The organism is Salmonella sp. SJTUF15591, from assembly GCF_043356435.1.
Classification (GTDB): Bacteria; Pseudomonadota; Gammaproteobacteria; order Enterobacterales; family Enterobacteriaceae; genus Salmonella; species Salmonella enterica.
On the sequence record NZ_JBEUJO010000001.1, the window covers coordinates 315,977 to 329,471 of the forward strand.

The 13,495-nt window shown below is 52.8% G+C and carries 9 protein-coding genes and 1 pseudogene; 7 read left to right on the forward strand and 3 right to left on the reverse strand.

Annotated elements, in window-relative coordinates; all coding sequences use genetic code 11:
- Positions 1-2: 2 nt before the first annotated feature.
- The 5 genes from rstA (at position 3) to tus (ending at position 6,631) form a co-directional block, all read left to right on the forward strand.
- Positions 3-734, forward strand: coding sequence for a two-component system response regulator RstA (rstA, locus tag ABVM99_RS01500; protein WP_001080048.1), 732 nt, complete (start codon positions 3-5; stop codon positions 732-734).
- Positions 735-1,212: 478 nt separating this feature from the next.
- On the forward strand, positions 1,213-2,355 hold the full coding sequence (gene ompC / locus ABVM99_RS01505) for a porin OmpC (protein ID WP_000824335.1): 1,143 nt from the start codon (positions 1,213-1,215) through the stop codon (positions 2,353-2,355).
- Between the two features lie 152 nt (positions 2,356-2,507).
- Positions 2,508-4,214 (forward strand): amidohydrolase, encoded by a 1,707-nt coding sequence (locus tag ABVM99_RS01510; protein WP_072101838.1) that lies wholly within the window; start codon positions 2,508-2,510, stop codon positions 4,212-4,214.
- Between the two features lie 110 nt (positions 4,215-4,324).
- Entirely contained in the window at positions 4,325-5,626 is a 1,302-nt protein-coding gene (gene rstB / locus ABVM99_RS01515; RefSeq protein ID WP_000732951.1) for a two-component system sensor histidine kinase RstB, read from the forward strand.
- Positions 5,627-5,701: 75 nt separating this feature from the next.
- Positions 5,702-6,631, forward strand: a complete 930-nt coding sequence (tus, locus tag ABVM99_RS01520) for a DNA replication terminus site-binding protein (protein ID WP_023195801.1) — start codon at positions 5,702-5,704, stop codon at positions 6,629-6,631.
- Here the strand turns inward: tus and fumC are convergent.
- Complete coding sequence (fumC, locus tag ABVM99_RS01525) at positions 6,628-8,031, reverse strand: class II fumarate hydratase (protein ID WP_000259117.1); 1,404 nt, start codon at positions 8,029-8,031, stop codon at positions 6,628-6,630. The two genes, tus and fumC, sit on opposite strands and share 4 nt — an antisense overlap.
- Before the next feature lie 167 nt (positions 8,032-8,198).
- Positions 8,199-9,845: a class I fumarate hydratase gene (gene fumB, locus ABVM99_RS01530; protein WP_023195799.1), complete on the reverse strand. Its 1,647-nt coding sequence runs from the start codon at positions 9,843-9,845 to the stop codon at positions 8,199-8,201.
- 199 nt (positions 9,846-10,044) lie between these two features.
- On the opposite strand from fumB, the gene manA reads away from it, so the two are divergent.
- Entirely contained in the window at positions 10,045-11,220 is a 1,176-nt protein-coding gene (gene manA / locus ABVM99_RS01535) for a mannose-6-phosphate isomerase (protein WP_023195798.1), read from the forward strand.
- Between the two features lie 102 nt (positions 11,221-11,322).
- Positions 11,323-12,831, forward strand: coding sequence for a YdgA family protein (locus tag ABVM99_RS01540; protein ID WP_000753341.1), 1,509 nt, complete (start codon positions 11,323-11,325; stop codon positions 12,829-12,831).
- 57 nt (positions 12,832-12,888) lie between these two features.
- Here ABVM99_RS01540 and malI read toward each other — a convergent pair.
- Positions 12,889-13,491, reverse strand: a pseudogene (gene malI, locus ABVM99_RS01545) (Mal regulon transcriptional regulator MalI); the annotation flags it as partial.
- Between the last annotated feature and the right edge of the window lie 4 nt (positions 13,492-13,495).

A 13,495-nucleotide genomic window follows, 5' to 3' on the forward strand; every position in this document is an offset into this window, starting at 1 on the left:
ATATGAACCGCATTGTATTTGTTGAAGACGACGCTGAAGTGGGTTCTCTCATTGCCGCTTATCTGGCGAAACATGATATTGATGTCATTGTTGAGCCGCGTGGTGACCGGGCGGAGGATCTTATCCTCACCACTCAGCCCGATCTGGTTTTACTGGATATTATGCTTCCAGGTAAAGATGGCATGACGATATGCCGCGATCTGCGCCACCGCTGGCAAGGCCCGATTGTCCTGCTCACCTCGCTGGACAGTGATATGAATCATATTCTGGCGCTGGAGATGGGCGCTTGCGACTACATCCTCAAAACCACGCCTCCGGCCGTTTTGCTGGCGCGTCTGCGCTTACACCTGCGGCAAAGCGAACAAACGCAACAGGCAAAAAGTCTTCAGGAGAGCGCGCTTACGCCGCATAAAGCGCTGCGTTTTGGCGCGTTAACCATCGATCCCCTTAACCGGGCGGTCCAGCTCAATGGCGATTTCATATCGCTCTCCACCGCCGATTTTGAATTGCTCTGGGAACTGGCGACACACGCCGGACAAATTATGGATCGCGACGCGTTGCTAAAAACGCTGCGCGGCGTCAATTATGATGGTCTGGATCGCAGCGTGGATGTGGCGATTTCCCGCCTGCGTAAGAAACTGCTGGATAGCGCTGCTGAGCCCTATCGTATAAAGACCATTCGCAATAAAGGCTATCTTTTTGCCCCTCATGCCTGGGACGAAACGACGGGATAAGTTAGCCGACAGATTTTACCTGCCTTTATCAAGTCATAGTGGCGATGCTCATCACCGCCACTGTTCAAAAAACAGGCATTGCATACATGGATGCTATTTTTATTAGTCGGAACAGCCCCTTTATTACCGTTTTCTCTGCGTTGCGGTTCTTCATTACGTCTTTTTCGCCAAAAAAATTAAATTAAAAAAACTCGAAGCCAGTTCACAAAATTGATAACAGAATGTCTGCCCGCCGCTATATTGCCATCTTTTTTCGCAAATTGTGAAATCAAACAAATCACAACTATGAATATATAATAACAAATATATTCACCATAAATATATGCGTTTCCGATAGTAACTTTTGTATTAATTAATAACATATAAGAAAAGTTAGCATTTGCTGAAATAATATTATTCAGATTAGGATGCCTTTGATTCAACGAATCTGTAGAAGTTCAATCTTTTGCAAATAAGTTAAGTTTTTAAGGATAAAAAAATGAAAAGAAAAGTATTGGCACTTGTCATCCCGGCTCTGCTGGCTGCTGGCGCGGCACACGCCGCTGAAGTTTATAACAAAGACGGCAATAAGCTGGACCTTTACGGGAAAGTAGACGGCCTGCACTATTTCTCTGACAATAGTGGCTCTGACGGCGACCAAACCTATGTTCGTTTCGGTTTTAAAGGCGAAACGCAGATTAACGACCAACTGACTGGTTACGGCCAGTGGGAATATAACGTTCAGGCTAACACTACCGAAGGCGAGGGCGCTAATTCCTGGACTCGTCTGGCATTCGCCGGCCTGAAATTCGGCGACTACGGCTCATTCGACTATGGTCGTAACTACGGCGTCCTGTACGACGTGGAAGGCTGGACCGATATGCTGCCTGAGTTCGGCGGCGACTCCTATACTTACGCTGACAACTACATGACCGGTCGTGCTAACGGCGTGGCCACCTACCGTAACACTGATTTCTTCGGTCTGGTAGACGGTCTGAGTTTTGCTCTACAATACCAGGGCAATAATGAAAATAGCGGTAACGGTAATGAAGGTACAAATAACCGTACTGATGATGACGATTTCCGTAGAGAAAACGGAGATGGTTTTGGTATTTCTACCACTTACGATTTTGGTATGGGCTTTAGCGCAGGTGCTGCCTACACAACATCTGACCGTACAAACGATCAGGTTTCGCATGGCGAACAGTATGCAAAAGGCGATAAAGCAGATGCATGGACTGCTGGCTTGAAATATGATGCCAACAACATCTATTTAGCCACTATGTATTCTGAAACCCGGAATATGACGCCATATGGCTCTTTGGATTCTGATGCTCAGGGTGGTGTGGCTAATAAAACACAAAACTTTGAAGTTACTGCGCAGTACCAATTTGATTTCGGTTTACGTCCGGCAGTTTCCTTCCTGATGTCTAAAGGTAAAGACCTTGTCAATAAAGGCGTAAATGAAGACAAAGATTTGGTCAAATATGCTGATGTCGGCGCCACCTACTATTTCAACAAAAACTTCTCCACCTATGTTGATTATAAAATCAACCTGCTGGATGACGACGATAACTTCTATGCAGATAACGGCATTAATACCGATGACGTTGTCGCGCTGGGTATGGTTTACCAGTTCTAATTATTCATTAATTCTTCTCAAGCCCGCCGTTTCGGCGGGCTTTTCTTTTTTCATCACCACCGTTCTAAAAACAGAACGCACTGTTCCCTGGGCACAGATTGAACAATTCTTGTTCGCTCTCTATGGTTTGCTTATCGCCCGACAAAAGGAACATGCTAATGATCAGTCTCGTCCCGCCTCTGCTTTCCAGAACCGCGCTTCTCTTTCTGCTCACGGCCACAGGCGCAGCCACCGCCGCCCGCCCGGCAGCGGATATTATTTTGCATAACGGTAATATCATCACTCTGAATGATGCCCAACCGCAGGCCAGCGCGCTGGCGATTTCCGGCTCGCGCATTGTGGCGATTGGCGATGATACGGCGACAAATGAATGGCGCGGCGACCATACCCGTACCATCGATTTACAGGGTAAAACCGTGATACCCGGTCTGACCGATACCCATATCCACGCCATTCGCGGCGGACAAACCTGGACATTCGAAACCTACTGGTACGACAGCCCTTCGCTTAAAGACGCGCTGGATAAATTACGCGCCGACGCTAACCGTCGTCCCCACGCTCAATGGGTAGCCGTAGTGGGATCGTGGATACCGGCACAATTTGCAGAAAACCGGGCGCCGACGGTAGCCGAACTGAGCCACGCCCTTCCCGATCATCCGGCTTATATTCAGTATCTTTACGACTATGCGTTAGTGAATCAGCGCGGTATAGACGTACTTGGCCTTAACAACACCCCTCCTCCTGATTTAGCGGGAATCCGCGTAGAGCGCGACGCAAAAGGTAGCGCCACGGGGAAATTATTTGGTGACATCGCCGCGTTCAATCAGCTTTTTGCCAGCATAAGTAGTAACGCCGATCGCGAGGGCGGTCTGCGGCAATTTTTCGCTGATATGAACGCTCGCGGCGTGACCGGCATCATTGACCCCTCTGCCGGGCCTGCCGCCGCTTATGAGCCTTTATTTGCAATGCGAAACCAGGGGGATTTACCGCTGCGCGTGGGGTATCGCATTCCGGTACAGCCAGAAGCGAAAGGTCATGAAGCGCAGTGGTTCAGCAACCTGATGGCCTTTCGCCCGGCGCGTGCCGATGACGGGCAACTGGCTTTTCTTGGCCTGGGGGAAAGCCTGGTGGCCGGAATGAATGACGGCGTGCGGATGGCCCCAGGGTTTTCTTCCTCAGAGCAGGACAAAACCGCGCTTCGCCAGGTCGCGACATTTGCGGCAAAACGGGGAATACCGCTTGAGATCCATGCATATACCGATGACAGCGCCGACGCGATATTGACGATTTTTGAGCAGGTAGCGCAGCAGTACGATCTGCGCCCTCTCCGCTGGTCTATTGCGCACCTGAATACCGGTTCGCCACAGACGCTTGAGCGAATGCGTAAGCTGGGTCTGGCATACACTGTGCAAATGGGGCCTTACTTTGAGGGGCTTGCCATCCGTGACGCCAATCCACCCGGCGCGACGGACAATTCGCCACCGGTTCGACTGGCGCTGGATAAAGGGCTTGTCGTAGCTGGCGGCACCGATTCGACGCGTATTGGCATTGCCGGTGTCTGGCACGCTATCGAATATCATATCACCGGTATAGCGTCAGGCGGTTCCGTACGTAAACCCGCCAGCGAGCGGCTCACGCGTCTGGAAGCGCTAGCGTTATATACACGTCATGCCGCCTGGCTCGCCTTTGCCGAACAACACCGGGGCCAGCTTAGCGTCGGAAAACAGGCCGATCTGGCGGTACTCAATCAGCCATTTATGACGATGCCGGAAGACAGAATTGATACCATTCGCGCTGTTTTGACGCTTGTCGATGGACGCATTGTTCACGAAAGTCCGGACCTTAACGCCGGACAATGAGGTTGTCAGTTGACGCAAAGCCTGCTTTTATAACCCACCAGCGGCGCTGACGGGAAATCTTTTCCGTCAGCGTGCGATAGAGCTAATGTATTAAGATCCGGTGGGCGTTGATGAAAAAGCTGTTTGTGCAGTTTTACCTTTTGCTGTTCGTCTGTTTTCTGGTCATGACCTTATTGGTCGGACTGGTGTACAAATTCACCGCCGAACGCGCGGGCAGGCAATCGCTCGACGATCTGATGAAAAGTTCGCTCTATCTGATGCGCAGCGAACTGCGGGAAATCCCGCCGCGTGAATGGGGGAAAACGTTAAAAGAGATGGACCTGAACCTCTCTTTCGATTTACGCGTTGAACCGTTAAATCACTATAAGCTTGATGCCGCCACCACGCAGCGACTGCGTGAAGGCGATATTGTCGCGCTTGACGATCAATACACCTTTATTCAACGTATCCCGCGCAGCCATTACGTCCTGGCGGTTGGCCCGGTTCCCTATCTCTATTTCCTGCATCAAATGCGACTGCTGGATATCGCCTTAATGGCGCTCATTGCCTTTTCTCTCGCCTTTCCTGTGTTTATCTGGATGCGCCCGCACTGGCAAGAAATGCTCAGGCTCGAATCCGCCGCGCAGCGCTTTGGCGAGGGTCACTTGACTGAACGCCTGCACTTCGATAATGGCTCCAGTTTCGAACGTCTGGGTGTCGCGTTCAACCAGATGGCGGATAACATTAATGCCCTGATCGCCAGTAAAAAACAGCTGATTGACGGTATCGCCCATGAGCTTCGCACGCCGCTGGTACGTTTACGCTATCGGCTTGAAATGAGTGAAAATCTGACACCGCCGGAATCACAGGCGCTCAATCGCGATATTGGTCAACTGGAAGCGCTGATTGAAGAACTGCTCACCTATGCGCGCCTTGACCGACCACAAAATGAACTGATGTTGACCGAACCCGACCTCCCCGCCTGGTTGCTCGCGCATTTGCAGGATGTGCAGAGCGTGACCCCGGAACGTGCCGTAAACCTTGTCACATGTGTAATCGGCGATTATGGCGCGCTTGATATGCGGTTAATGTCGCGAGTGCTGGATAACCTGCTGAATAATGCCTTGCGCTACAGTCATACCACCGTTCAGGTCAGTCTGTTACTCGACGGCAGTCAGGCAACGCTGATAGTTGAAGATGACGGCCCCGGCATTGAAGCGGATGCGCGTGAGCGCGTATTTGAACCTTTTGTCAGACTCGACCCCAGTAGAGACCGGGCGACAGGCGGCTGCGGGCTTGGACTCGCCATCGTACACTCTATCGCCCTGGCGATGGGCGGTAGCGTCGTCTGTGACGAGAGCGAACTGGGCGGCGCAAAATTTAGCTTTCGCTGGCCGGTCTGGCACGCGATGCCCGACATGACCGCTGCCTGACGCATTTTGCACGCTGGTTGAGCGGCGGGAACTGTGCTATACAGATAGTATGTTGTAACTAAAGTGAGTGATACCATGTCCCGCTACGATCTCGTTGAACGCCTGAATGGCACTTTTCGCCAGATAGAACAACACCTGGCGACGCTGACGGATAATCTACAGCAGCATTCGCTACTTATCGCCCGTGTCTTTTCACTGCCGCAGGTGACCAAAGAGGCGGAACATGCGCCGCTGGATACTATCGAGGTAACGCAACATCTGGGGAAAGAGGCCGAAACGCTGGCGCTACATCACTATCGCCATTTGTTTATTCAACAGCAGTCCGAAAACCGCAGCAGTAAAGCCGCCGTCCGCCTGCCTGGCGTCTTATGCTATCAAGTGGATAATGCGACACAGTTAGATCTGGAAAATCAGATACAGCGCATTAACCAGTTGAAAACCACCTTCGAGCAGATGGTTACGGTAGAGTCCGGTCTTCCCTCAGCGGCGCGTTTTGAGTGGGTGCATCGGCATCTACCCGGCTTAATTACGCTGAACGCTTACCGCACGCTGACGCTTATCAATAACCCCGCCACCATACGTTTCGGCTGGGCAAATAAACATATTATTAAAAATTTAAGCCGGGATGAGGTTCTGAGCCAGTTGAAAAAAAGCCTCGCGTCGCCGCGCAGCGTCCCGCCGTGGACGCGCGAACAATGGCAATTCAAGCTGGAACGGGAATATCAGGATATCGCTGCCTTACCGCAGCAGGCCCGACTCAAGATTAAGCGTCCGGTTAAAGTACAGCCGATCGCCCGCATCTGGTATAAAGGCCAGCAGAAACAGGTGCAACACGCCTGCCCCACGCCGATTATCGCATTAATCAACACGGACAACGGCGCTGGCGTGCCGGATATTGGCGGGCTGGAAAACTATGACGCCGATAATATTCAGCACCGTTTTAAACCACAGGCGCAACCGCTGCGACTGATTATTCCGCGACTGCACCTGTATGTGGCGGATTAACGTCCCGGCGTCATACTGCCAACCATTAACTCCGGACGTACCCAGGCGTCGAACTCCTCGTCGCTAAGGTATCCTAATGCCACGGCTGAGGCTTTGAGCGTCAGCCCTTCTTTATGCGCCTTCTTCGCAATCTCCGCCGCTTTATCGTAACCGATGTGCGTATTGAGCGCTGTGACCAGCATCAGCGACTCATTCAGCAACTGCGTAATACGCTCGCGGTTTGGCTCGATTCCTGATGCACAGTGTTGATTGAAACTCGCCATGCCATCGGCCAACAGGCGCACCGTTTGCAGAAAATTATGAATAACCATCGGACGATAGACGTTGAGCTCAAAGTTGCCCGATGCGCCCCCCATATTGATGGCCACATCGTTACCCATTACCTGGCAACATAGCATCGTTACCGCTTCACACTGGGTCGGGTTCACTTTACCAGGCATAATGGAACTGCCTGGCTCATTCTCCGGGATAGCAATCTCGCCAATGCCGCAGCGCGGGCCGGACGCCAGCCAGCGAACATCGTTGGCGATTTTCATCAGCGAGGCCGCCAGCCCTTTTAATGCGCCATGCGCCTGTACCAACGCGTCACAGGTCGCCAGCGCTTCGAATTTATTCGGGGCGGTAACAAACGGCGCCGCGGTAATCGTCGCCAGTTCCTCGGCCACGCGCCGGGCATATTCCGGGTGGGTATTAAGCCCTGTCCCTACTGCGGTTCCGCCGAGCGCCAGTTCCGCGACGTGCGGTAAACTGTGCTCAATGTGTCTGAGGTTATGTTCCAGCATGGCTACCCAACCGGAAATCTCCTGGCCTAAGGTGAGCGGCGTCGCGTCCTGCAGGTGAGTACGGCCAATTTTGACAATATCGGCGAAAGCGTGGGATTTATCGCGAAGCGTATCCGTTAATGCGGATAATTGCGGGATGAGGTGTTCGCGTAACGCCAGTAACGCCGCCACGTGCATGGCGGTTGGGAACACATCGTTTGAGCTTTGACTCTTATTGACGTCATCATTGGGATGCACCTTGCGCTCCATACCGCGAACGCCGCCCAAAATTTCACTGGCGCGGTTCGCTAACACCTCATTCATATTCATGTTGCTTTGCGTACCGGACCCGGTCTGCCAAATCGCCAGCGGAAACTCATCAGCATGTTTTCCCGCCAGCACTTCATCAGCCGCCTGGATAATCGCGCTGGCTTTTTCCGCCGCCAACAACCCTAAGTCCTGGTTGACCTTCGCAGCGGCGCGCTTGGTCAACGCCAGAGCGTGAATGAGCGAGACGGGCATTTTCTCCGTGGAAATCCGAAAATGCTCCAGCGAACGTTGAGTCTGCGCCCCCCACAGTTTATCTGCCGGGACTTCAATCGCGCCCATTGAATCTTTCTCGCGGCGTACCGTTACCATTACCTGCTCCTTACTCAAGTTGATGAGATCATGTGTCGACATTGCTCACATGTTTGCGGTCTTATGAGTATTAACGATAACAACACAACGGTGTAGACCGGATAAGGCGCTTGCGCCGTTCTCCGGCAAAATAGCGAATCATGTTACCGCCCCGCAGGGCGGCGACATTACTTAACGCAGCGCGCGCACTGCGATGACTGAATCTGCTGGAAGAAATCGTTACCTTTATCATCCACCAGAATAAAGGCCGGAAAATCCTCCACTTCAATTTTCCAGATAGCCTCCATACCCAGTTCAGGATATTCCACGCACTCCAGGCGCTTGATACTGCCCTGCGCCAGAACGGCTGCCGGGCCGCCGATACTGCCCAGGTAGAAGCCGCCATGTTTCTTACAGGCATCGGTCACCTGCTGGCTGCGGTTGCCTTTCGCCAGCATGATCATACTGCCGCCCTGCGACTGGAGCTGATCAACATAAGAGTCCATCCGTCCTGCGGTAGTCGGCCCAAGCGACCCGGAGGCGTACCCTTCCGGCGTTTTTGCCGGCCCCGCATAATAGATAGGATGCTCTTTGATGTACTGCGGCAAACCTTCGCCTCTGTCCATCCGTTCTTTCAGTTTAGCGTGCGCGATGTCGCGGCCCACAATAATCGTGCCGTTCAGCGACAGGCGCGTTGATACCGGATACTGCGACAGTTGTTGCAGTATCTCGCTCATGGGACGGTTAAGATCAACGCGCACCGCCTCGCCCTCTCCCGCCTGGCGCAGCGCCTCAGGAATATATTTACCGGGATTGCGCTCCAGCTTCTCGATCCAGATCCCTTCCCGGTTGATCTTCGCTTTAATGTTTCGATCCGCGGAGCAGGACACGCCCATACCTACCGGACACGATGCCCCGTGGCGCGGCAATCGGATGACACGAATATCGTGAGCGAAATATTTGCCGCCGAACTGCGCGCCTAAGCCAAGATTTTGCGCCTCAAGCAACAATTCTTTTTCCAGCTCAATATCGCGGAAGGCCTGCCCGTGTTCATTGCCTTCGGTCGGTAGCGCATCATAGTATTTTGCCGAGGCCAGCTTAACGGTCTTCAGGTTCGCTTCCGCCGAGGTGCCGCCAATGACAAACGCAATGTGATACGGCGGACAGGCGGCGGTACCCAGCGTACGCATTTTATCAACGAGATAATTTTTGAGCTTACCCGGCGTCAGAAGCGCTTTTGTCTCCTGATAGAGGTAGGTTTTATTCGCCGATCCGCCGCCTTTAGCGATACAGAGGAATTTATATTCATCGCCATCGACGCTGTAGAGATCGATCTGCGCCGGCAGGTTAGTACCGGTATTGACCTCTTTGTACATATCCAGCGCCGCGTTCTGTGAATAGCGCAGGTTATCTTCGATATAGGTGTTATATACGCCGCGAGCCAGCGCCGCTTCATCACCTCCACCAGTCCAGACGCGTTGGCCTTTTTTGCCGACAATAATGGCCGTACCGGTATCCTGGCAGGTGGGCAACACGCCCTTGGCCGCGATATCGGAGTTTCGCAGGAATTGCAGCGCGACATATTTGTCGTTTTCACTGGCCTGCGGATCGCGCAGAATATCCGCCACCTGCTGCTGATGCGCGGGACGTAGCATAAAAGACGCATCGTGGAAGGCCTGACGCGCCAACAACGTTAGCGCTTCCGGCGCGACTTTCAGGATCTCTTGTCCTTCGAATTCGGCGACGGAAACATGTTCGCTGGTCAACAAGTAGTACTCGGTATCGTCCTTTTTGAGGGGAAAAGGGTCTTGATAAAAGAAGGGTTTGTTTGACATTGTGCTCTCACTTACCGCTCGGTATGGTTATTCTATGGGCAGGTGTTCCATTGCCCGACTCAAAGCGAGTAACACTATCCTACACAATTTTTTAACAAAAACTGAGACAAGTACGACTTTTTACGCGCGGAGGTTACTTCATGCGGGTTTCTTGGTTTAATACCTCCCATTGATCTCCACATTGAAACAGGGCTTGATAATGCAAAAACTCATTAACTCAGTGCAAAACTATGCCTGGGGAAGTAAAACTGCGTTAACGGAACTTTATGGCATCGCCAATCCGCAGCAGCAGCCAATGGCTGAACTCTGGATGGGCGCGCATCCCAAAAGCAGCTCGCGAATCACCACCGCCAACGGCGAAACCGTCTCCCTGCGTGACGCCATCGAAAAGAATAAAACCGCCATGCTGGGCGAAGCGGTAGCCAACCGTTTCGGCGAACTGCCGTTTCTGTTTAAAGTACTGTGCGCCGCGCAGCCGCTCTCTATTCAGGTGCACCCGAATAAGCGCAATTCCGAAATCGGTTTCGCGAAAGAAAATGCGGCGGGTATCCCCATGGATGCCGCAGAGCGGAACTATAAAGATCCTAATCATAAACCAGAGCTGGTTTTTGCCCTGACGCCTTTCCTGGCGATGAACGCGTTCCGCGAATTTTCTGACATTGTCTCTTTACTGCAACCTGTCGCTGGCGCGCATTCCGCTATCGCCCACTTTTTGCAGGCGCCGAATGCTGAACGTCTGAGCCAGCTTTTCGCCAGCCTGTTGAATATGCAAGGCGAAGAAAAATCCCGCGCGTTAGCCGTACTCAAAGCGGCGCTTAACAGCCAGCAAGGCGAACCGTGGCAAACGATCCGCGTGATTTCAGAGTGTTATCCTGACGACAGCGGGCTTTTCTCTCCTTTGTTGCTGAATGTGGTCAAACTGAATCCCGGCGAGGCGATGTTCCTGTTTGCCGAAACGCCTCATGCTTATCTGCAGGGCGTTGCGCTGGAAGTCATGGCGAACTCCGATAATGTTCTGCGCGCTGGCCTTACGCCAAAATATATCGACATCCCTGAACTGGTCGCGAACGTGAAGTTCGAACCTAAACCTGCCAGCGAGTTGCTGACTGCCCCGGTGAAAAGCGGCGCGGAGCTGGACTTCCCAATTCCGGTTGACGATTTTGCTTTTTCACTGCACGACCTGGCGCTTCAGGAGACGAGCATCGGCCAACACAGCGCCGCGATTCTGTTCTGCGTTGAGGGTGAGGCGGTGTTACGTAAAGATGAACAGCGTCTGGTACTGAAGCCGGGTGAATCGGCCTTTATCGGCGCGGATGAGTCTCCGGTTAACGCCAGCGGCACGGGCCGTTTAGCGCGTGTTTATAACAAGCTGTAGCAACGTACTGAATTTTTTAACAACTCTTGCTAAGCTTATAACAGACGTAAAACTCCTCCAGGCGGTTTAATCCGCCTGGTTTCATTTTTATGGACAATTGATATGAAAAAAACACTGGTAGCTGCAGGTGTAGTAATTGCACTTGGCATCGTCTGGACAGGCGGCGCCTGGTATACGGGGAAAAAGCTGGAGAACCATCTTTCAGAAATGGTGACTCAGGCCAATGAACAGCTCAAGCGTACTGCGCCGGAGGCCGGTGTCGAATTAAGTTATCAAAACTACCAGCGTGGCGTGTTCAGTAGCCATCTGCAACTGGTTGTCAAACCGGTTGCCGGCGCAGACACTACCTGGTTGAAACCCGGGCAAAGCATTGTGCTGGACGAGTCCGTTTCACATGGTCCCTTCCCGCTCGCCCAGCTCAAAACGCTCAATCTGATCCCTTCTATGGCGTCGGTAAAAACCACCCTGGTGAATAACGATGCGGCAAAACCCCTCTTTGATATCGCGAAAGGCGACACGCCCTTTGTTATCAATACCCGCATTGGTTATGGCGGCGATACCCGCTCCGATATCTCTCTCAAGCCGTTAAACTACGAGAATGCCGGTGAAAAGGTCGCCTTTAGCGGCGGCGAGTTCCAGCTTAACGCCGATAAAGACGGTAATGTGGTTTCGCTGTCAGGCGAAGCGCAGAGCGGCCTGGTCGATGCCGTTAACGAATATAATCAGAAGGTCCAACTCACCTTTAATAATTTGAAAACCGACGGTACCAGTAAACTGGCAAGCTTTGGCGAACGTGTGGGCGACCAAAAGTTAACGCTGGATAAACTGTCCATCGCCATTGAGGGTAAAGAGATGGCGGTGCTGGAAGGGATGGAAATTGCCGGCAAGTCCGATCTCGTCAACGACGGAAAAACCATTAACAGCCAGTTGGATTACTCGCTTAACAGCCTGAAAGTGCAGAATCAGGATTTGGGCAGCGGTAAATTAACGCTGAAAGTCGGTCAAATCGACGGCGAAGCCTGGCACCAGTTTAGTCAGCAATATCATGCGCAAACGCAGGCGCTGTTGAATCAGCCGGACGTGGCGCAGAATCCTGAGCTTTATCAGCAAAAAGTCACTGAAGCGTTCTTTAGCGCTCTCCCCGTGCTGTTAAAAGGCGATCCGGTACTGACCCTGGCGCCGCTTAGCTGGAAAAACGCCAAAGGGGAAACCACGCTGAATCTGTCGCTGTTCCTCAAAGATCCGGCAACCACAACGGCACAACCGCAAACGCTGGCGCAGGAAGTCGACCGCTCCGTGAAATCGCTGGATGCGAAACTGGCAATTCCAATGGACATGGCGGTCGAGTTTATGACGCAGATAGCAAAACTGGAAGGCTATCAGCAGGATGATGCGGAAAAACTGGCAAAACAGCAGGTGCAGGGGCTGTCCGCAATGGGTCAGATGTTCCGACTGACAACGCTGAAGGATAATACTATCGCCTCCAGTTTGCAGTACGCCAATGGCCAGATCACGCTCAACGGACAAAAAATGCCGTTGGAAGACTTTGTCGGCCTGTTTGGGATGCCGGCGCTTTCCGTTCCGGACGTTCCGGCGCTGCCTCAACAATAATCGCCTTGCCGGGTGTCGCGACGCTGCACCCGGTCTGCGCCGAACGACGCGCAGCCTCTACTTTTGCGTTACCAGGCGAGCGGCTATCGTTTGACTCCGCACATGGTGCTCGTCGTGAGCAATACGCTGCAATATTCGTTCGGCCAGGGTATAGCCTATTTCTCGCGCCGGCGTACTGGCCCAGATAATCGGCAGGTCGTCGAGGGCGTTCTCCGCCACATCAGCAAACGCCGCCAGCGACACCTGCTGCTCGAAATAACGATCGACACCGCTCTCGCCACTCTGTCGTCCGGCTCTCAGCAGGCCAAACCACGCCCCCATCGCAATGGTTTCGTTGTAACAAACGACAGCGCTAATGGTCGGATTGTATCGCAACAGCGCGGTAATGCTTTCTGCTGCCTGCTTCTGACTGGAAGCGCATTCCACGACCCACTCGCTGTGAAACGGTAGACCGTATTTTAACAACGTCGCGCAATAGCCGCCCACGCGCTCCGCGCGGGTTAAAGATGCGCTTTGTCCACCCAGCCAGGCGATGCGCTGATGGCCCTGACGAATAAGGTACTCCGTCAGGAGCTGCGCCGCCTGCATGTTGTCAGGCCGAACGGTATCCGCATCATCAAGATAGCTGGCACGTGACGCAAACACGACCGGAATTCCTTGTGCG